Here is a 20,463-nt window from a genome sequence, read left to right on the forward strand (position 1 = left end):
TGAGATCAGGCTCGGCGATCAGCCGGCGAGGAGCGAGTGCACCATATCAAGCGCCGTCCGGACCGTTGCCAGCCGAACCTCGCTGCGGCCGATATCGCCGTAATGCATCTTTCGGTGGAGGAGCGCGCCGGCGCGTGACCTGGCGGCAAGATGCACGAGGCCGACGGGTTTTTCGGCCGATCCGCCGCCGGGACCGGCAATGCCGGTGACGGCAACGGCGATCGCGGCGCGCGAGCGGAAGAGGGCGCCATGCACCATCTGCCGCGCGGTTTCTTCGGAGACCGCCCCGAACCGCAGCAATGTTTCCTCGTGTACGCCGAGCAGCTCGATCTTGGCGGTATTGGTATAGGTGACGAAGCCGCGGTCGACGACGGCGGATGAACCGGAGATCTCGGTCAGCGCCCCGGCAATCAGCCCGCCGGTGCAGGATTCGGCGGTCGACACCATCAGCCCGGCGGCGGTGAAGTCGCGAATGATCGTCTCCGCCGCCGATAGGATATCCTGCGGGAAAAGGCTCATCATTTCCCCCCGCGATAGACGACGGTCGCCGTGGCGATCGCCGCAATGCCCTCGCGCCGGCCGACGAAGCCGATCGTCTCGTTGGTCGTCGCCTTCACCGAGCAGCGCTCGATATCGATGCCGAGATAATCCGACAGTTTCGCCCGCATGGCCTGGCGATGCGGTCCGACCTTCGGCGCCTCGGCGATCAGCGAGACGTCGGCATTCATGATCGTGCCGCCGTGCTCACGCACGATCCGGGCGGCATGCTCGAGGAAGATCCGCGAGGCCGCGCCTTTCCATTGCGGGTCGGATGGCGGGAAATGATCGCCGATATCGCCGGCGCCGCAGGTGGCAAGCAACGCGTCGGTCAGCGCATGCAGCGCGACGTCGGCATCCGAATGGCCTTTGAGCTTCTGGTCGTGCGGAATAAACACACCGCAGAGCGTGACGCCGTCGCCGGCTTCGAGCTGGTGCACGTCGTAACCATTGCCGGTGCGCACATCGGGAAGCGATGGCGCTGACAGCTTGTCGTCGGCCATGGCGATATCGCTCTTGACCGTCAGCTTGACGTTGTCGGGCGTGCCCTCGACGATCGTCACCGGAATGCCGAGCCATTCGGCGATCGAGGCATCGTCGGTAAAGTCGCTGCGCCCGCTTGCCGCTGCCTTCTCGTGCGCGTCGAGAATTGCTTCGAAGGCGAAGGATTGCGGCGTCTGCGCCGCAAAGAGCTGCTCGCGTGAAACCGTCGTCAGCACCGTGCCGGCGCTATCGGCGCGTTTCAGCGTATCGGTTACCGGCGTCGCCGGCAGCACCGCCTGCGCGCCGTCGCCAAGGCTCTCGGCAATGCGGTCGAGAAGCACGTGGTCGAAGAACGGCCGCACCGCATCATGGATCAGCACATGGCTGACATGCTTCTCCTTGAGGTGTCTGAGGCCGGCCAGCACCGATTGCTGCCGGGTCGGCCCGCCATGCACCGTTGTGATCGGCGTTGCCGAAATGATATGGCGGAACGCCTTGGCAAACAGCGCCTCGTCGTCGGGATGAATGACGACGACGATCTCGGTCGCCGCTTCCCATGTCATGAAGTTTTCAAGCGTATGCACGATAACCGGCTTGCCGCCGATCAGGCGATATTGCTTGGGGCCTTCCTGGGAGGATCCTGCGCGCTCGCCGCGGCCGGCGGCAACGATGACAATTCCAGCCGATATCGGTTGCTTGGAAGGCATTTGCAGCATAAATCCCCTAAATTATGCGGAATTGACCGGAGTGCTCTAACCTCTTGCTTTGGCCTTTTCCAGCATCTGCCCAAAAAATATCGATTCCGAACCGAGCCCCCTTGGCAAGACATGGATCTATGGCTAAAAATAATGCAGTTCCATGGTGTGCCTGAAAGATAATCAATTGATTTCCAAGGACCTCGCAGCGCCTTTCCGAATCGGAGATGTCTCCGTGCGGAACCGCGTTGTGCTGGCGCCGATGTCCGGCGTCACCGACATGCCGTTCCGCGAGCTCGCCTGGCGCTTCGGCGCCGGCCTCGTCGTCACCGAAATGGTGGCGAGCCGCGAACTGGTCAACGACACGGCTGAATCCTGGTCGCGGCTGAAGGCTGCGGGCTTCCGGCCGCATATGGTGCAGCTCGCCGGCCGAGAGGCGCACTGGATGGCGGAGGCGGCAAAGATCGCCGCCGATCACGGCGCCGATATCATCGACATCAACATGGGCTGCCCGGCAAAGAAGGTGATCGGCGGTTATTCCGGCTCGGCGCTGATGCGTGATCCCGATCATGCACTCGGCCTCATCGAGGCGACGGTCAAGGCCGTCGATATTCCGGTGACGCTGAAGATGCGCCTCGGCTGGGACGAGAATTCGATCAACGCGCCCGAGATCGCCCGCCGTGCCGAAGAGGCCGGCATTCAGCTCGTCACCATTCATGGGCGCACCCGCATGCAATTCTACGAAGGCCGCGCCGATTGGGATGCGATCCGTCCCGTCCGTGAGGCGATCTCCATCCCGCTGATCGCCAATGGCGATGTCGAGACCGCTGAGGACGCGCAGGAAATCCTCCGCCGCTCCGGCGCCGATGCCGTGATGATCGGCCGGGGCTGCCAGGGCAGGCCATGGCATGCCGGCGTCATATCAGGTGCGGCCGAGCCACTGTCACATGAGATCGCCGACATCGCCGTCGAACATTACCGGATGATGCTCGAATTCTACGGCGAGGCGGTGGCGATCCGCCATGCCCGCAAGCATCTCGGCTGGTACCTCCAGCGTTTCGCCCCTGATCTCGCCGGCAGCGAAAAGGCCGAGATCATGACCTCCCGCGATCCGCGCGAGGTGGCCGGGCGCCTTTACGATGCGCTGGCATCAGCAGTTGTCGACAGCCGGGAGGCGGCATGACGAAGGATACGACTTCTCCGCCCGATCACGCCGGCGGAACCGTCGCCATGGCTGTGCTCAACGCCATCCAGAACCCGGTCGTCATGGTCGACGAATCCGGCTTCGTCGTTTTCGCCAATTGGGAGGCGGAGGCCTTCTTCGGCGCCAGCGCCTCGCATCTGGCGCGTTACCGCATCTCGACCTTCATTCCCTTCGGCAGCCCGCTGCTTGCCCTGATCGATCAGGTGCGCGAGCGCAAGGCCCCGGTGAACGAGTATCGTGTCGACCTGAGTTCGCCGCGTCTCGGCCAGGACAAGCTCGTCGATCTCTATGTCGCCCCCGTCCTCAGCGAGCCGGGCGCCGTCGTCATCGTCTTTCAGGAACGCTCGATGGCCGACAAGATCGACCGGCAGCTGACGCATCGCGCCGCCGCCCGCTCCGTGACCGGCCTCGCCTCGATGCTGGCGCACGAGATCAAGAACCCGCTCTCCGGTATCCGCGGCGCCGCCCAGCTGCTCGAGCAGTCGGCGGTCGATGACGACCGGGCGCTGACCCGGCTGATATGCGACGAGACCGACCGCATCGTCTCGCTGGTCGATCGCATGGAAGTCTTTTCCGACGAACGCCCAGTCGACCGCATGCCGGTCAACATCCATTCCGTGCTCGATCACGTGAAGGCGGTCGCCAGGGCAGGTTTTGCCCGCAACATCCGTATCACAGAGAGTTACGACCCGTCGCTGCCGGCCGTCTATGCCAATCGCGACCAACTCGTGCAGGTCTTCCTCAATCTGGTGAAGAACGCCGCCGAAGCGGTCGGCGACCGGTCGGATGGCGAGATCATGCTGACCACGGCCTATCGCCCCGGAATCCGTCTCTCGGTCGCCGGCACGCGCGAGAAAATCTCGCTGCCGCTGGAATTCTGCGTCCATGACAATGGCCCCGGTGTGCCCGCCGATCTACTGCCGCACCTCTTCGATCCCTTCATCACCACCAAGACGAACGGCAGCGGCCTCGGCCTGGCGCTGGTCGCCAAGATCATCGGCGATCACGGCGGCATTATCGAATGCGACAGCCAGAACAGCCGCACGACATTCCGCGTCCTCATGCCGGTGTCGAAGGACGCCTCGCTCGAAGACGCTTCTTCCGCAAGCTCGACAGGACCTTTTCGATGACAGCTACGATCCTCGTTGCAGATGATGATGCGGCCATTCGGACCGTGCTCAACCAGGCTCTGAGCCGCGCCGGCTATGACGTTCGCATCACCTCCAACGCCGCTACCCTCTGGCGCTGGATTTCGGCAGGTGAGGGCGATCTGGTCGTCACCGATGTGGTGATGCCCGACGAAAACGCCTTCGACCTCTTGCCGCGCATCAAGAAGGCGCGCCCCGAACTGCCCGTCCTGGTCATGAGTGCGCAGAACACCTTCATGACCGCCATCAAGGCTTCCGAGAAGGGCGCTTACGATTATCTGCCGAAGCCCTTTGACCTGACCGAGCTGATCGGCATCATCGGCCGCGCGCTCGCCGAGCCGAAGCGCAGGCCCGCCAAGCTGGAAGACGACGTGCAGGACGGCATGCCGCTGGTCGGCCGGTCGGCGGCGATGCAGGAAATCTATCGCGTGCTCGCCCGCCTGATGCAGACCGACCTGACGCTGATGATCACCGGCGAATCCGGCACCGGCAAGGAGCTCGTCGCCCGGGCGCTGCATGATTACGGCAAACGCCGCAACGGCCCGTTCGTCGCGATCAACATGGCGGCGATCCCGCGCGACCTGATCGAATCGGAACTTTTCGGCCACGAGAAGGGCGCCTTCACCGGCGCGCAGACCCGCTCGACAGGGCGCTTCGAGCAGGCCGAAGGCGGCACGCTCTTCCTCGATGAAATCGGCGACATGCCGATGGACGCCCAGACCCGGCTGCTGCGCGTGCTGCAGCAGGGCGAATACACCACCGTCGGCGGCCGCACCCCGATCCGCACCGACGTGCGCATCGTCGCCGCCACCAACAAGGATTTGAAACAGGCGATCAACCAGGGCCTGTTCCGCGAGGATCTTTATTACCGCCTCAATGTCGTGCCGCTGCGCCTGCCGCCGCTGCGCGACCGCGCCGAGGATATTCCCGATCTGGTCCGCCATTTCATTCAACAGGCGGAGAAGGAAGGCCTCGGCACCAAGCGCTTCGATCAGGAAGCGCTGGAATTGATGAAGGCCTATGCCTGGCCGGGCAATGTCCGCGAATTGGAAAACCTCATTCGCCGTCTGATGGCGCTCTATCCGCAGGAAGTCATCACCCGCGAGATCATCGATGCCGAGCTGCGCTCCGACGTGCCTGACAGCCCGATCGACAAGGGGCCGATCCGCAGCGGTTCGATGACGATCGCGCAAGCCGTCGAGGAGAACATGCGCACCTACTTCTCCGGCTTCGGCGAAAACCTGCCGCCGCCGGGCCTCTATGACCGCGTGCTGACGGAAATGGAATATCCGCTGATCCTCGCTGCGCTGACCGCGACACGCGGCAACCAGATCAAGGCGGCCGATCTTCTCGGTCTCAACCGCAATACCTTGCGCAAGAAGATCAGGGAGCTGGGTGTCTCGGTCTACAGAAGCTCGCGCACTGCCTGAATGAAAACTGGCTGAATGAAAAGAGGGCGGCGGGCCCTCATGTTGCCCACCGCCCACTTCCTCCCGGCGTCCGCCGCCACGGTCGGGAAGAGAATTGAATCTAGCCGAGCCGGGCCGCGGTTTATATCCGGGCGGACAAACAAAAGCGCAGTGTCATTCAACAGTCACATGACGTTTGCGAGGCATGGTTTGCCGCCGGGCGAATGTCATTGAAGTTGCTGCGATCGTGGCCGCCGCGCCTGTGGATAGGCTGTGGATAAGTGGTGGATGACAGGGGTCGATCGGCGGGCGATAACGTCCCAATTCCATTTGTATGTTGCCAATCCGTTCCGAATCTCGTCATCTCCAGGTGCTGCTGTCGACCTCCGCCGCAAACGTCGTCGATTGCATGCAACGGGCGCTCCGGCTGATGTCGTCGAGCGCCCTTTTTCTTTGCAGACACGGCTCGCATATCATCGCGCATGCCATAGATTACGCCAGTCGGTCGTCGATCGATCGCGCGACGCCGGTGACAGGCCGGCCCAGTTCATTATTTTCGGGAGCTGCATGATGGAATATCGTCGTTTGGGAAAGTCGGGTTTGCAAGTGAGCGAGTTCTCCTTCGGCTCATGGGTCACGTTCGGCAAGCAGGTCAACGGAGGCGACGCCGTCGACCTGATGAAGCTCGCCTATGACAACGGGGTGAACTTCTTCGACAATGCCGAAGGATATGAAAGCGGCAAGTCCGAAATCGTCATGGGCGAGGCGCTGAAGTCGCTTGGCTGGAGCCGAGACAGCTTCGTCGTCTCGAGCAAGGTTTTTTGGGGCGGTCAGAAGCCGACGCAGCGCGGCCTGTCGCGCAAGCATGTGACCGATGCCTGCCACGCGGCGCTGAAGCGGCTTCAGGTCGATTACCTCGACCTCTATTTCTGCCACCGCCCGGATATCGACACGCCGGTCGAGGAAACCGTCCGGGCGATGCACGATCTCGTCGCCCAGGGCAAGGTACTCTACTGGGGAACGTCGGAATGGTCGGCGCAGCAACTGACGGAAGCCTATGCCATTGCCCGGGATCTGCGCATCACGCCGCCGACCATGGAGCAGCCGCAGTACAATATTTTCGAACGCCAGAAGGTCGAATCTGACTATCTCCCTCTCTACGACCTCATCGGCCTCGGCACCACGATCTGGTCACCGCTCGCCTCGGGCGTCCTGACCGGCAAATACAGCGACGGTGTGCCGGCTGACAGCCGCATGAATCTGCCGGGCTATGAATGGCTGAAGGAGAAGTGGTCCAGTGATGCCGGCCGCGCCCAGCTCGAAAAGGTGCGCCAGCTCGCAAGGCTCGCCGATGAGATCGGCCTGTCCACCACCCATCTTGCGCTTTTGTGGTGCCTCGCCAATCGCAACGTCTCGACCGTCATTCTCGGCGCGTCGCGCGCCAGCCAGCTGCAGGATAATCTCGCGGCCCTTTCACATCGGGAAAAGATGACGTCCGACGTGATGGCCCGGATCGACGCGATTGCCGGAAACAAGCCGGAAGAACCGCGTCGGTTCTAAAGCCTTTAGCGCAAAGCTGCGCAGCGGGTTGCTGCCAACGACATGGTAGAAATAAAGATCTAAAGCGCGGAGCGTATCCGGAGATCGCGACGCGCATTAGATGAAACAGAATTCCCTCTACAGGCCAGACCAACAATGGTAGAGCGAAACGGTGGCGAAGCGGGCGGAGGCAGGCGGGGTGATGCATTTCTTGGAAGTCTTCGCGATCGGATGTCTCATCGCGGCAGCAATTTTTCATGTCTGCATGCTCATCGCCTTCGAGCAACTGACAAATAAGATCAACAAATACGGGCCGAACCTTGTCACTAAAAGGTCGAAGGCGCTCCCCCAGATAGACCCGAGCAGCCCGTTTATTCCGTTGGCATTGAAGAATAGATTCCAGCTTTATAGGCAGGCTTGGATGGTCGTCATTGCAATATTCATTGTTCCCGTGGTCATTTATGTGGTGACGAAAGCCTATGCGAGTTGAGGCTTTTGAGGGAGCAATGCATTGAGATTTTTCCTAATCTTGCTGGCGGCTCTATTCCTTACCGGTGCCTGGACGTTTATCCGATACAAAACGGCAGGCCATACATGGGAGGGTGTGTATGATTGCGGTGATCGAGGACCGCTGAGTGACGGTGAATTTATACTAGCAGCCGTATCTCAAAGCATTCAGGCCTCGAAAAATTCCCCGTATTATCGGCAATCCTCAAGCCTGAGCTCGAATTTTATTTTTGCGGGGAAATTCATATCGGATAATCCGGAATGCTGCAGCATATACCGCGGAAATCCCAATGATTACTTCTCTCCGGAAAGTTTCGGCGAGTATATGTCGAGAACCGTGGCCAAGATCGTCAAGATTCAATTCATCAAAGAGAATCGTTCGAATGGATCGTATTTTGGAATGCCGGCGTCCTATTACGTGAAGATGGACGCGTGCGGAAATCAATTGGATTAGGCAATACGAAAATGGCCGTGATAGAGACGGCGTGGCAAAGAATTATCTCTTTGAATTTTCCGAGATCTGGGCTCGCGTGCCGGCCGCGCGCTCTGCAACTTTCGCGGAGACCCGGGATTCCACCGATCGCCGCCGCTGACCGATATCTGGCTTGACAATGTGACGGAGTGCGTTGCATTTTCGCCACAATGCGTTGCTTAAAGGTCACGCAGGGTTTTGGACATTCGCTCCCGATCGAGTCGTTGCAGCGCTGGCTTTCTTGAGCCGGCGTTCTTTGGCTTCGATCGGATGGCGAGGGCGGTCAGTGCCGTCTGAAGAGAGGCCGAATGACGCAGGATGGGGTATCGCCGGCGGCGGCGGGCGAAGCGGTGACCACGGTGACCGATCGCCGCGCCCTTTTCGCCGTGCCCGGCCTGGTGCTTGCCGGCGGCGCGCTGCTCTGCGCCACCGCGACACTTTTGGTGCTGCTGGGCCTCACACCGATCGCGCCGACGTCGCATGTCGTCATCACCTCGGTAATCGTCAATTCCTTTTTCGTCCTGACGCTGCTGGCGCTGATCGCCCGTGAGGTGGCAAGGCTGCTCAAGGCCCGCACCCGCGGTCGGGCGGCTGCACGCCTGCATATCCGCATCGTCGTGCTTTTTTCGATCGTCGCGATCACGCCGGCGATCCTCGTTGCCATCTTCGCCAGTATCACGCTGAACGCCGGCCTCGACCGCTGGTTTGCGTTGCGCACCCAGTCGATCGTCAGCTCGTCGCGCAACATCGGCCAGGCCTACATGATGGAAAACGCCAGTTACCTGCAGGGGCAGACGGTTTCCATGGCCAACGACCTGGAGCGCAACCGCGCGCTCTACAGCCTCGACCGAACAGGCTTTGCCGATTTGATGACGCGCCAGGCGAGGGGCCGCGGCCTGCTCGGCTCCTTTCTCGTCGAGCGTGACGGCTCGGTCATCGTCCAGGCCGACATCTCCACCGAAAAGCCGTTGCCGGCCATCCCGCAGGACGCACTGGAGAAGGCCGCTGCCGGGCAGCCGACGCTCATTCCGCCCGGCGTCACCAACCTCGTCGGCGCCATCATCAAGCTCGATGCCATCCAGGGCACCTTCCTCTATACGGTGCGCGCCGTCGACCCCAAGGTCATGGGCGCCATGCGCATGATGGAGGAGAACGCCACCGAATATCGGTCGATGGAAGCCAACCGCTTCTCGCTGCAGATCGCTTTCGCCGTGCTCTATATCGGCTTTGCGCTGATCGTGCTGCTCGCGGCGATCTGGACGGCGATCGCGGTGGCCGACCGCATCGTCCGGCCGATCCGGTTGCTGATCACCGCGGCCGACAGCGTGGCATCGGGCAATATGGATATCGTCGTACCGGTGCATTCCGTCGATGGCGACGTCGCCAATCTGTCGCGCACCTTCAACAAGATGATCTCGGAAATCCGCACCCAGCGCGACGAGATCCTCGAGGCCAAGGACGAGGTCGATGACCGCCGCCGCTTCATCGAAGCGGTGTTGTCGGGCGTTACTGCCGCCGTCATCGGCGTCGAGCAGGATCGCCGCATTGCCATCGTCAACAGTTCGGCCGAAACGCTGATGTCGCTGTCGGCCGACGAGATGCTCGGCAAGCAGCTGGCCGACATCGCGCCTGAGGTCGATCACGTGCTGACCGAGGCGGCGTCACGTCATCGCGGCGATTTCCGCAAGCAGATCGCTCTGGTGCGCGGCGGAACAGTCAGGACGCTGAGCGTGCAGGTCACCCGCGAGGAAGTGCGCGATATGAGCGAATCCTATGTGATCACGCTCGACGACATCACCGACCTCGTCATCGCCCAGCGCTCGACCGCCTGGGGCGACGTCGCCAGACGCATCGCTCATGAGATCAAGAACCCGCTGACCCCGATCCAGCTTTCCGCCGAACGCATCCAGCGGCGTTATGGCAAGCAGATCGACCAGGACGACCGCACCGTCTTCGACCAATGCACGGAGACGATCATCCGCCAGGTCGGTGATATCGGCCGCATGGTCGACGAATTCTCCGCCTTTGCCCGCATGCCGAAGCCCATCAAGGAGCCGAGCGACCTGCGCGATATCCTGCGCGACGCGATCTTCCTGCGCGAGATGGGCAATCATCACGTCAGCTTTGCCCAGGATTTCGGCGAGCAGCCGCTGGAGGGCCTGTTCGATAGCCGCATGCTCGGCCAGGCTTTCGGAAATCTGATCAAGAATGCCGTGGAGGCGATCGAAGCCGTTCCGAGTGACGAACGCGACGAACGCAAGATTCTCGTTCGCGCCACCCTCGATGCCGGCCGCGACCGCTTCACTGTCGATGTCATCGACAATGGCCGCGGCCTGCCGGTGGAGAACCGCCACAGCATTCTGGAACCCTATATGACGATGCGCGAGAAGGGCACCGGTCTCGGTCTCGCCATCGTCAAGAAGATCATCGAGGAACATGGCGGGCAGCTCGAACTGCATGATGCGCCCGCCGATTTTGACCGGGGAAGAGGGGCCATGATCCGCGTGCATCTGCCACGCCGGGATCCGACGCCCGCTGCTCCCGCAGCCAATGACAAGGAAAGCGTTTATGGCCTCTGATATTCTCGTCGTCGACGACGAGCACGATATTCGCGAGATCGTTTCCGGCATTCTCTCCGACGAGGGACACGAAACGCGCACGGCCCATGACAGCGACAGCGCGCTGGCGGCGATCTCCGACCGCGTGCCGCGGCTGATCTTCCTCGATATCTGGATGCAGGGCAGCAAGCTCGACGGCCTGTCGCTGCTCGACGAGATCAAGACCCGCCATCCGGATCTGCCCGTGGTGATGATCTCCGGCCACGGCAATATCGAGACCGCCGTCTCGGCGATCAAGCGCGGCGCCTTCGATTTCATCGAGAAGCCCTTCAAGGCCGACCGGCTGATCCTGATCGCCGAACGGGCGCTGGAGAATTCCAAGCTGAAGCGCGAAGTCTCCGAGCTGAAGCGCCGCACCGGCGACGCGCTGGAGCTGATCGGCACTTCGGTCGCCGTGTCGCAGCTGCGCCAGACGATCGAGAAGGTCTCGCCGACCAACAGCCGCATCATGATCCTCGGCGCGTCCGGCTCCGGCAAGGAGCTGGTGGCGCGGATGATCCACAAGAAGTCGGCCCGCGCCAATGGCCCCTTCGTGGCGATCAATGCCGCCAACATCACGCCCGATCGTATGGAAGTGGCGCTGTTCGGCACCGAGGGAACACCCGGCCAGGCGCGCAAGATCGGCGCGCTTGAGGAAGCCCATCGCGGCATCCTCTATCTCGACGAAGTCGGGGAGATGCCGCGCGAGACGCAGAACAAGATCCTCCGCGTACTGGTCGACCAGCAGTTCGAGCGCGTCGGCGGCTCCAAACGCGTCAAGGTCGACGTCCGCATCATTTCCTCGACCGCCTATAATCTCGAGAGCCGCATCACTGAGGGATGGTTCCGCGAAGATCTCTATCATCGCCTCGCCGTCGTGCCGGTGCGTGTGCCGGCGCTTGCCGAGCGGCGCGAGGACATTCCCTTCCTGGTCGATCAGCTGATGCGCCAGATTTCCGAGCAGGCCGGCATCCGTCCGCGCCGCATCGGCGACGACGCCATGGCGGTGCTGCAGGCGCACGATTGGCCGGGCAACATCCGCCAGCTGCGCAACAACATCGAGCGGCTGATGATCCTTGCCCGCACCGATGGGCCGGATGCGCCGATCACCGCCGACATGCTGCCGACCGATCTCGGCGACATGCTGCCGAAGGTTTCCGCCAAGAACGACTACCACATCATGACACTGCCGCTGCGCGAAGCCCGCGAGATGTTCGAGAAGGATTACCTGATCGCCCAGATCAACCGCTTCGGCGGTAATATCTCGCGCACGGCGGAATTTGTCGGCATGGAGCGTTCGGCGCTGCACCGCAAGCTGAAGTCGCTCGGCGTCTGATCTCAGGTGCGGCCGATGCCGCGCCGCATTCCCTTATCGCTTCCCGGAAGACCAGGTTTCCTATGCCGAGAATTGCCTATGTGAATGGCCGTTACGTCAAGCATTCCGATGCCAGCGTGCATATCGAGGACCGCGGCTACCAGTTCGCCGACGGCGTCTACGAGGTCTGCGAGGTGCGCCACGGCTATATCGTCGATCTCACCCGCCATCTGAACCGTCTCGACCGTTCGCTCGGCGAGTTGCGCATCGCCTGGCCGATGGGCAAGGCGGCGCTGACCCAGGTCATCCGTCAGACGCTGCGCCGCAACCATGTGCGCAACGGGCTGTTCTATCTGCAGGTGACGCGTGGCGTTGCGCGGCGCGATCATGTCTTCCCGGCCGAGGGAACGCCGCCTTCGCTCGTCATCACCGCCAAGAGCACCGATCCGAAAATCATCGCCGGCAAGAATGCCAACGGCATCAGGGCGATTACGCTTCTCGACAACCGCTGGGACCGCGTCGACATCAAATCCGTCGGTCTGCTGCCGAACGCCATGGCCCGCCAGCAGGCCAAGGAGGCCGGCGCCCAGGAAGCGATCTATGTCGACGGCGACGGCATGGTGAAGGAGGGGGCAGCGACCAATGTCTGGATCGTCGATTCCGACGGAATGCTGGTGACGCGGCCGGCCGAACACGGCATCCTGCGCGGCATTACCCGCACCACTCTAATGGATGTCGCAGCCGGGCTGGGGCTGAAGATCACCGAGCGAAACTTCTCCGTTTCCGAGATGCTCGCAGCCCGCGAGGTTTTCCTCACCGCAGCCACAAGCATTTGTTTTCCGGTCGTTTCCGTCGATGGCCAGGCCATCGCCAACGGCCATCCCGGCAGTGTTTCGCAGAAAGTCCGCGAAGCCTTTTTCGACGTTGCGGAAAAGATTGCGATTTGATACCAAGATTTGCTGGACAGGTGGAATGAGGGTGCCACCGGTCTTCGCATAGTGAGGTTGATTGATATTCTACCGGCCAGATGAGGTCGGCAATAAAGAAAGAAGCGGCGCGATGGCGGAACGTTCTCAGAATCTGCAGGACTTATTTCTCAATACTGTTCGCAAGCAAAAGATTTCCCTGACAATCTTTTTGATCAACGGCGTGAAACTCACGGGCGTTGTTACGTCTTTTGACAATTTCTGTGTTCTTCTTCGCCGTGACGGCCATTCGCAGCTCGTGTATAAGCATGCGATCTCGACGATCATGCCGGGCCAGCCCATGCAGATGTTCGAGAGCGAAGAAGCAGCGTCCTAACAGGATCAGCCGTCATTTCGACACGCGATACCAAGAACGATTCGATCATCCCTGAGGCCGCCAAGCACAGGGACGACATGCGCGCGACTGTCGTCGTGCCGGTTCTGAAGTCGCGCAGTCGCGGCGGCCAGAGCGAATCGGCCTCGACCCGCACGCCGGAAAGCCGGCTCGAAGAGGCGACCGGCCTCGCCCAGGCGATCGACCTTGATGTCGTCAACGGTTCGATCGTGCCGGTCAATGATCCGCGACCGGCCACACTGCTCGGCACCGGCAAGATCGAAGAGATCAAGGCGCTGCTCGATGAGCGCGATTCCGGTCTCGTCATCGTCGATCATCCGCTGACGCCGGTGCAGCAGCGCAATCTCGAAAAGGAATGGAACGCCAAGGTCATCGACCGGACGGGTCTGATCCTCGAAATCTTCGGCCGCCGCGCCTCCACCAAGGAAGGCACGCTGCAGGTCGATCTCGCCCACTTGAATTATCAGAAGGGCCGGCTGGTTCGCAGCTGGACCCACCTTGAGCGCCAGCGCGGCGGCGGCGGCTTCATGGGCGGTCCCGGCGAAACCCAGATTGAAGCCGACCGGCGGATGCTGCAGGACCGCATCATCAAGCTCGAACGCGAGCTGGAGCAGGTCGTGCGGACCCGCCAGCTGCATCGCGCCAAACGCCGCAAGGTGCCGCACCCGATCGTCGCGATCGTCGGTTATACCAATGCCGGCAAGTCGACGCTGTTCAATCGCATCACCGGCGCCGGTGTGCTGGCCGAAGACATGCTCTTTGCCACGCTCGACCCGACGCTTCGGCGCATGAAGCTGCCGCACGGCCGCACCGTCATCCTGTCCGATACCGTCGGTTTCATCTCCGACCTGCCGACCCATCTGGTCGCCGCCTTCCGCGCGACGCTGGAAGAGGTGCTGGAAGCCGATCTCATCCTGCATGTCCGCGACATGTCCGATGCCGACAACCAGGCGCAGAGCTCCGACGTGATGCGCATCTTGAACGATCTCGGCATCGATGAGGCCGAAGCCGACAAACGGCTGATCGAGGTCTGGAACAAGATCGACCGCCTGGAGCCCGAAGTGCACGACGCCATGGTGCAGAAATCATCAGGTGCCAGCAATGTCGTCGCGGTGTCGGCCGTCAGCGGCGAGGGCGTCGATACGCTGATGGAGGAGATCAGCCGGCGTCTCTCCGGCGTGATGACCGAAACGACGATCCGCCTTCCCGTCGACAAGCTGGCGCTGCTGCCCTGGCTCTACGACCACGCGATCGTCGATAGTCGTGAGGACAACGAAGACGGCTCGATCACGCTGGAACTGCGCCTGTCGGAAACCGAAGCCGCCGAACTCGAGCGCCGCATCGGCGCCGGGCCGAAGCCTGGCAAAGAGGATTGGGAACGGTAAGTTCGGCGCGGCCAGCCCCTCATCCGGCTGCCGCCACCTTCTCCCCGCTTGCGGGGAGAAGGGACATGCCGCCCCGGCTTCCTCAATCTCGACGCTGCATTTGGCACGTCCCCTCTACCCGTTTACGGGGAGAGGGTTAGGGTGAGGGGCGGCATCCGCACGAAGCGGGCAGGCGTCAACTCACTCAGCCCCGGCCGTCACAGCCCGCTCGATCGCCTTGGCCGCCTGCCAGATTTCTTCCATGCGTTCGAGGCTGGCCGCCTCCAGCGTCTCGCCTTCTGCATCAAGAACCTGCTCGATGTGATTGAACCGACGCCTGAATTTTGTATTCGTACCCCGGAGCGCCTGTTCCGGATCGGCCTTCACATGCCGGCCGATATTGACAACCGCGAAGATCAAATCGCCAAGTTCGTCGCTGACCTTTGCCCGATCGCCTTCCCGAAGCGCTGCCCGCAATTCATCGATCTCCTCCTCGATCTTGTCGAGGATCGGCTCGGGCGCCGACCAGTCGAAGCCGACCTTGGCGGCGCGTTCCTGCAGCTTCAGCGCTTCCGTCAAGGCCGGGAAGCTGCGTTGCACCGAGCCCAAGAACCCGCCCTTGAAATCGTCGGTAATGCCACGCCGTGCCCGCCGCTCAATGCGCTCGCGTTTCTCCGCCTGCTTGATCTCGTCCCACTGGATCTTCACTGCATCAGGCGTATCGGCCGCCGAGCGGGCAAAGACGTGCGGGTGGCGGCGGATCATCTTGGTGGTGATGGCGTTGACCACGTCGCCGAAGGAGAATTCGCCGGCCTCCTCGGCCATGCGCGCATGGAAGACCACCTGTAGCAGCAGGTCGCCGAGTTCGTCGCAGAGATCGTCCATATCGCCGCGCTCGATCGCATCGGAGACCTCATAGGCCTCCTCGATCGTATAGGGCTTGATCGTTTCGAAGTTCTGCTCGATGTCCCAGGGGCAGCCGGTTTCGGGATGGCGCAACGCCGCCATGATCTCGATCAGCCGCGAAATGTCTTTGGAAGGTTCCATGGTGCCTCAGTTCAGCGGAATATCGTTGGCGCTCTTCGACGACTGGTAGCTGGAAGACAGTGCGTCGTAGCGCGCCTTGATGCGAGCGGTCTGAGCCTTCAGCGCGGTCTTCGACTGAGCCTCTTCGGTTTCAACCAGATCGGCGATGGCAAAGCTGTTCCAGAAGGCGTTTTGCCTGCGATAGCCGCCGGGTTCAAGCCCGAAGACCTCCTTGAGGATCTTCAGGTCGTGCGGAATGGCGAAGGCGTCGCGGGAATCCTCATGGCTGAAAAAATAGTAGAAATTGTCGAAGCCCGCCCAGGTGATCGCCGACATGCACATGGTGCAGGGTTCGTGCGTCGACAGAAAGATCAAATCCTTGGTCGCCGGCTTGTCGCCAAGCTCGTAGAAGCGCTTCAGCGTATGCACTTCGCCGTGCCAGAGCGGATTTTCCAGCTCGTTATTGGTTTCGGCGACGACGAGCGACAGATCGGATTTGCGCAGGATCGCCGCGCCGAACACCTTGTTGCCCAGCGAAACCCCGCGCTCGGTCAGCGGCAGGATATCCTCTTCCACGACCGAAAGCAGGCGGTCGGCGATGGTCTTGTCAGGCATTGATATCTCCGGTTTTCCTTGCAGTCTATCGCCTTGGCGGCGCGAGTTAAATGCGCCAAACGCCGGTGGACGCCATTTGTCACAGGCTTTATACTGCATCGCAACAAAGAGAGTGGGAACAGGCGGATTTCGTCAGCACGGGTGACTTTTCTCAAATCGCCGACGACGCGAGCAAAAGAATACGCGCTTGCTGGGGCTTTCGAATTTCTGTTCCTTCAATCCCTTGTCGATCACGGGCATATTCTGGCAACTTCGAAGTGGATTGATGATGTCTCCCAAGACTGAACAGCTTTCGGTATTTCCAGCCTTCTTTCGCGTGGAAGGCCAGAAGACGGCTGTCTTCGGCAATGGCGACGAAGCTTTCGCCAAGGTGCGGCTGTTGCTCAACACGCGGGCGCGGATTGTCGCCTATGCCGAGCGGCCTGAAGCCGATTATCATGCCTTCCTGATCGCTAACCGGATCGAGACGGTGCGGGCTGCCTTTGCTGCCGAACAGGTCGAGGGAGCAGCACTGGTCTTTGCCGCCACCGGCAATGAAGCCGACGACCGTAAGATCGTCGATGCCGCCCGCGCTGCCAGAATTCCGGCCAACGCCGTCGATCAGCCCGATTACTGCGATTTCTTCACGCCGGCGCTGGTCAATCGCGCCCCCGTCGCCGTTGCGATCGGCACCGAAGGGGCAGGGCCGGTTCTGGCGCAGATGATCCGGGCGCAGATCGATCAGCTGCTTTCGCCCTCGCTCGGCCGGCTCGCCGGTCTGGCGACAAGCTACCGCAAATCAGTCGAGCAACTGGTGCCGCGTGGCGTTTCCCGCCGCGTCTTCTGGCGCCGCTTCTTCTCCGGCGCCGTTGCCGATGCGGTCGCCAACGGCAACCTGCCGCAGGCCCAGCATGCCGCCGACCGGCTGCTGCGCTCGGTGGACAAGGTCGCCGGTCACGTCTGGCTGGTCGGCGCCGGTCCTGGTGCCGAGGACCTGCTAACCCTGCGCGCCCAGCGCGTCATGATGGAAGCCGACGTCATCGTCTATGACGCGCTCGTGCCGCAGGCGATCGTCGATATGGGCCGCCGCGACGCCGAACGGCTTTCGGTCGGCAAGCGCAAGGGCTGCCATTCCAAGTCGCAGGAAGAGATCAACGACCTGCTGGTCGATCTCGGCCGTCAGGGCAAACGCGTCGTCCGCCTGAAATCCGGTGATCCGCTGGTCTATGGCCGGGCAGGCGAAGAGATGGCCGCATTGCGCGCCGCCGGCGTCACCTATGAAGTTGTGCCCGGCATCACTTCGGCCTTCGCCGCCGCTGCCGATTTCGAGCTGCCGCTGACGCTACGCGGCGTCGCCTCCTCGCTTGTTTTCACCACCGGCCATGATCTCACCGGCGATGTGCTGCCCGATTGGGCGAGCCTTGCCGTTTCCGGCGCGACGATTGCCGTCTATATGGGCCGCACGGTTGCCGCCTCCGTCGCCGAACGGCTGATGCAGGCCGGCATTCCCGCCGAAACCACCGTCGCCGTCATCGAAAATGCCAGCCGCGCCGAGCGCCGCCTGCTGCATGGCACGCTCGCCGATCTGCCCGATCTGCAGCACCGCGACGAGTTGACCGGGCCGGTGATGGTCATTATCGGCGATGCGGTCGCCGGCGCCAATTTCGAACTGTCCGAGCCGCTGGTGCGTGCAAACGCCCGGCTCGAGGAACTTGCAAGGAGCTGAATATGGGTGACAAGGTTCTGACGGCCAACCGGCTGACGGACGGCATTGCCGTCTGGCTGGATGCGAACGGCAAGTGGTCCACCTCGCTGCAGGAAGCGCTTGTCGCCCGCCACAACGAAGCTGTTGAAGCGCTGGAGGCGATCGGCAAGAAATCCTATGCCGACAACGAGGTCGTTGACGTCGCCGTCGTCGACGTTCAGGAAACCGACGGCATTCTCTGGCCGCTTCGCCTGCGCGAACGTATTCGCGCCCAGGGGCCGACCATGGAATACGCACCGGGCTACGCTCCTGCCGATCCCGAATTCATTGCAGTCTGAGGAAGACGATGTACCGTTACGACGAATTTGACCATGCCTTTGTCACCGAGCGCGTCGAGCAGTTCCGCGACCAGGTCCAGCGCCGCCTTGCCGGCGAGCTCGCCGAGGATGCGTTCAAGCCGCTGCGCCTGATGAACGGCGTCTATCTGCAGCTGCATGCCTATATGCTGCGCATCGCCATTCCCTATGGCACGCTGAGCGCGCGCCAGCTGCGCATGCTCGCCCATATCGCCCGCACCTACGACCGCGGTTATGGCCATTTCACCACGCGCCAGAATCTGCAGTTCAACTGGCCGAAGCTGTCGGAAATCCCCGATGCGCTCGCCGATCTTGCAAGCGTCGAAATGCATGCCCTGCAGACCTCGGGCAACTGCATCAGAAACGTGACGGCCGACCACTTTGCCGGCGCCGCCGCCGATGAGATCGCCGATCCCAGACCCTATGCCGAGATCCTCCGCCAGTGGTCGTCGGTCCACCCGGAATTCTCCTTCCTTCCGCGCAAGTTCAAGATCGCCGTCACCGGCGCCGAGCGCGACCGCGCTGCGATCCAGGTTCATGATATCGGCCTGCATTTGAAGAAGAACGACAAGGGCGAGATCGGTTTTGCCGTCTATGTCGGCGGCGGCCAGGGCCGTACGCCGATGATCGCCAAGCTGATTCGCGATTTCCTGCCCGAGGAGGACCTGCTCTCCTACACCACGGCAATCGTGCGCGTGTACAATCTGCACGGCCGCCGCGACAACAAATACAAGGCCCGCATCAAGATCCTCGTGCACGAAACCGGCGCCGAAGAACTGGCCCGCCAGGTGGAAGCCGAATTCGCGGCGCTCAGGGATAGCGAGCTCAAGCTGCCGGAAAAGGACGTCGAGGCGATCGCCAGCTATTTCGCGCTGCCCGATCTGCCCGAGCGCGCCGAGGGCTGGGAAAACCTCGCACGCTGGAAGAAGGCCGATCCGGATTTCGCCCGCTGGATCCAGCAGAACGTGCAGCCGCATAAGAATCCTGATTACGGCATGGTGACGATCTCGCTGAAGCCGATCGGCGGAATTCCGGGCGATGCGACCGACGCGCAGATGGATGCGATCGCCGATCTCGCCGAGGAATATGGCTTCGACGAAATCCGCGTCAGCCATGAGCAGAACCTGATCCTGCCGCATGTGGCGCTTGCCGATCTCGAAGCCGTCTACCGCGGCCTCGTCGCCATCAATCTGGCGGAAGCCAATGCCGGCCTGATCACCGATATCATTGCCTGTCCGGGGCTTGATTATTGCGCGCTCGCCAATGCGCGCTCTATCCCGCTGGCGCAGGAAATCTCCCGCCGCTTCGGCAATGCCGAGCGCCAGGCCGAGATCGGTGAGCTGAAGATCAAGATCTCCGGCTGCATCAATGCCTGCGGCCACCACCATGTCGGCCATATCGGCCTGCTCGGGGTCGAGAAGAAGGGTGCCGAACTCTATCAGATCACGCTCGGCGGTTCCGGCGACGAACATACCTCGATCGGCGAGATCATCGGCCGCGGCTTCGAGCCCGACCGGGTGACCGACGCCATCGAGACGATCGTCGACACCTATCTCGGCCTGCGCCTCGATCCGTCCGAGACCTTCCTTGCCGCCTATCGCCGGGTCGGACCGCAGCCTTTCAAGACTGCGCTCTACGGCGCCACGGCCGAAGCGGCATAAGGAGGCGATGATGACGAAGATCTGGAGAGAAACCGGTTTTGTCGACAACGATCCCTGGGTTGTTGAAACCGACGAGGTGAAGGCGACCGGTGAGCAGAAGCCGCTGCTCAGCCTCGACGAGCTGATCGCCAAGGCCGACGAAAGCAACGATGTCGGCCTCGGCGTGCTGATCAAGCCGGCCGATGATGTGCGCCGGCTGGAGCCGTACCTCGATCGCCTCGAAATCGTGGCGGTCGCCTTTCCGGCCTTCAACGACGGCCGCGCCTTCAGCCATGCCTCGCTGCTGCGCCAGCGCATCGGCTATACCAACGAGTTGCGCGCTGTCGGCGACGTGCTGATCGACCAGGTGCCGCTGATGCAGCGCGTCGGCATTGACAGCTTCTCGGTCAGCAATGCCACGGCGCTGAAGCGGCTTTCCGAAAACCGGCTTCCCGCTATTCCCCACCATTATCAGCCGGCGGTGCGTGACGCCGAAGCCGGCAAGGGCTATAGTTGGCGCCGTCAGGCGAAGCCGGCCGCATAAGCGTCCGG

18 protein-coding genes are annotated in these 20,463 nt (G+C 62.1%); 14 read left to right on the forward strand and 4 right to left on the reverse strand.

The genetic code is table 11. The annotated features are described in order from the left end of the window. Positions 1-18: 18 nt before the first annotated feature. Both RLEG4DRAFT_RS19025 and RLEG4DRAFT_RS19030 read right to left on the reverse strand, forming a co-directional pair. Positions 19-522, reverse strand: coding sequence for a CinA family protein (locus RLEG4DRAFT_RS19025; RefSeq protein ID WP_003579086.1), 504 nt, complete (start codon positions 520-522; stop codon positions 19-21). Next, positions 519-1,736 (reverse strand): bifunctional 2-C-methyl-D-erythritol 4-phosphate cytidylyltransferase/2-C-methyl-D-erythritol 2,4-cyclodiphosphate synthase, encoded by a 1,218-nt coding sequence (locus RLEG4DRAFT_RS19030; RefSeq protein WP_003579088.1) that lies wholly within the window; start codon positions 1,734-1,736, stop codon positions 519-521. Before RLEG4DRAFT_RS19030 ends, RLEG4DRAFT_RS19025 begins: the two co-directional genes overlap by 4 nt. 142 nt (positions 1,737-1,878) lie before the next feature. Between RLEG4DRAFT_RS19030 and dusB the strand changes: the two genes are divergently transcribed. The 10 genes from dusB (at position 1,879) to hflX (ending at position 14,611) form a co-directional block, all read left to right on the forward strand. Further along, the gene (gene dusB, locus RLEG4DRAFT_RS19035; RefSeq protein WP_003579090.1) at positions 1,879-2,898 is read left to right on the forward strand and encodes a tRNA dihydrouridine synthase DusB; all 1,020 of its coding nucleotides are present in this window, start codon (positions 1,879-1,881) and stop codon (positions 2,896-2,898) included. Then, the gene (locus RLEG4DRAFT_RS19040) at positions 2,895-4,049 is read left to right on the forward strand and encodes a two-component system sensor histidine kinase NtrB (protein WP_003579092.1); all 1,155 of its coding nucleotides are present in this window, start codon (positions 2,895-2,897) and stop codon (positions 4,047-4,049) included. Before dusB ends, RLEG4DRAFT_RS19040 begins: the two co-directional genes overlap by 4 nt. Further along, positions 4,046-5,497: a nitrogen regulation protein NR(I) gene (ntrC, locus tag RLEG4DRAFT_RS19045; protein WP_003579094.1), complete on the forward strand. Its 1,452-nt coding sequence runs from the start codon at positions 4,046-4,048 to the stop codon at positions 5,495-5,497. Before RLEG4DRAFT_RS19040 ends, ntrC begins: the two co-directional genes overlap by 4 nt. Positions 5,498-6,046: 549 nt before the next feature. Further along, entirely contained in the window at positions 6,047-7,036 is a 990-nt protein-coding gene (locus tag RLEG4DRAFT_RS19055; protein ID WP_003579096.1) for a potassium channel beta subunit family protein, read from the forward strand. 151 nt (positions 7,037-7,187) lie between these two features. After that, positions 7,188-7,505: a hypothetical protein gene (locus RLEG4DRAFT_RS19060; RefSeq protein ID WP_003579097.1), complete on the forward strand. Its 318-nt coding sequence runs from the start codon at positions 7,188-7,190 to the stop codon at positions 7,503-7,505. Positions 7,506-8,302: 797 nt separating this feature from the next. Next, positions 8,303-10,573, forward strand: a complete 2,271-nt coding sequence (locus RLEG4DRAFT_RS19070) for a sensor histidine kinase NtrY-like (protein ID WP_003579099.1) — start codon at positions 8,303-8,305, stop codon at positions 10,571-10,573. After that, positions 10,563-11,927, forward strand: coding sequence for a sigma-54-dependent transcriptional regulator (locus RLEG4DRAFT_RS19075; protein WP_003573313.1), 1,365 nt, complete (start codon positions 10,563-10,565; stop codon positions 11,925-11,927). Before RLEG4DRAFT_RS19070 ends, RLEG4DRAFT_RS19075 begins: the two co-directional genes overlap by 11 nt. A 62-nt stretch (positions 11,928-11,989) precedes the next feature. Further along, the gene (locus tag RLEG4DRAFT_RS19080; protein WP_003579101.1) at positions 11,990-12,853 is read left to right on the forward strand and encodes a D-amino-acid transaminase; all 864 of its coding nucleotides are present in this window, start codon (positions 11,990-11,992) and stop codon (positions 12,851-12,853) included. Positions 12,854-12,965: 112 nt separating this feature from the next. Beyond that, on the forward strand, positions 12,966-13,208 hold the full coding sequence (gene hfq, locus RLEG4DRAFT_RS19085; RefSeq protein ID WP_003539403.1) for an RNA chaperone Hfq: 243 nt from the start codon (positions 12,966-12,968) through the stop codon (positions 13,206-13,208). Positions 13,209-13,285: 77 nt separating this feature from the next. After that, complete coding sequence (gene hflX / locus RLEG4DRAFT_RS19090) at positions 13,286-14,611, forward strand: GTPase HflX (protein WP_003579104.1); 1,326 nt, start codon at positions 13,286-13,288, stop codon at positions 14,609-14,611. Positions 14,612-14,791: 180 nt separating this feature from the next. Here hflX and mazG read toward each other — a convergent pair whose 3' ends face one another. Continuing rightward, positions 14,792-15,637, reverse strand: coding sequence for a nucleoside triphosphate pyrophosphohydrolase (gene mazG / locus RLEG4DRAFT_RS19095; protein ID WP_003579106.1), 846 nt, complete (start codon positions 15,635-15,637; stop codon positions 14,792-14,794). A gap of 6 nt (positions 15,638-15,643) precedes the next feature. Next, positions 15,644-16,231, reverse strand: coding sequence for a deaminase (locus RLEG4DRAFT_RS19100; protein ID WP_003579108.1), 588 nt, complete (start codon positions 16,229-16,231; stop codon positions 15,644-15,646). A 268-nt stretch (positions 16,232-16,499) separates the two neighbouring features. Here RLEG4DRAFT_RS19100 and cysG point away from each other — a divergent pair, with 268 nt between their 5' ends. The 4 genes from cysG to RLEG4DRAFT_RS19120 are packed head-to-tail and all read left to right on the forward strand — an operon-like array spanning position 16,500 to position 20,455. After that, complete coding sequence (gene cysG, locus RLEG4DRAFT_RS19105; RefSeq protein ID WP_003579110.1) at positions 16,500-17,936, forward strand: siroheme synthase CysG; 1,437 nt, start codon at positions 16,500-16,502, stop codon at positions 17,934-17,936. Positions 17,937-17,938: 2 nt separating this feature from the next. Beyond that, positions 17,939-18,253: a DUF2849 domain-containing protein gene (locus RLEG4DRAFT_RS19110; RefSeq protein ID WP_003579112.1), complete on the forward strand. Its 315-nt coding sequence runs from the start codon at positions 17,939-17,941 to the stop codon at positions 18,251-18,253. 8 nt (positions 18,254-18,261) lie between these two features. Beyond that, on the forward strand, positions 18,262-19,932 hold the full coding sequence (locus RLEG4DRAFT_RS19115) for a nitrite/sulfite reductase (protein WP_003579114.1): 1,671 nt from the start codon (positions 18,262-18,264) through the stop codon (positions 19,930-19,932). A gap of 10 nt (positions 19,933-19,942) precedes the next feature. After that, a complete protein-coding gene (locus RLEG4DRAFT_RS19120; RefSeq protein WP_003579116.1) occupies positions 19,943-20,455 on the forward strand; it encodes a DUF934 domain-containing protein in 513 nt (170 codons plus the stop codon). Positions 20,456-20,463: the final 8 nt, after the last annotated feature.

The organism is Rhizobium leguminosarum bv. trifolii WSM2297 (assembly GCF_000271845.1).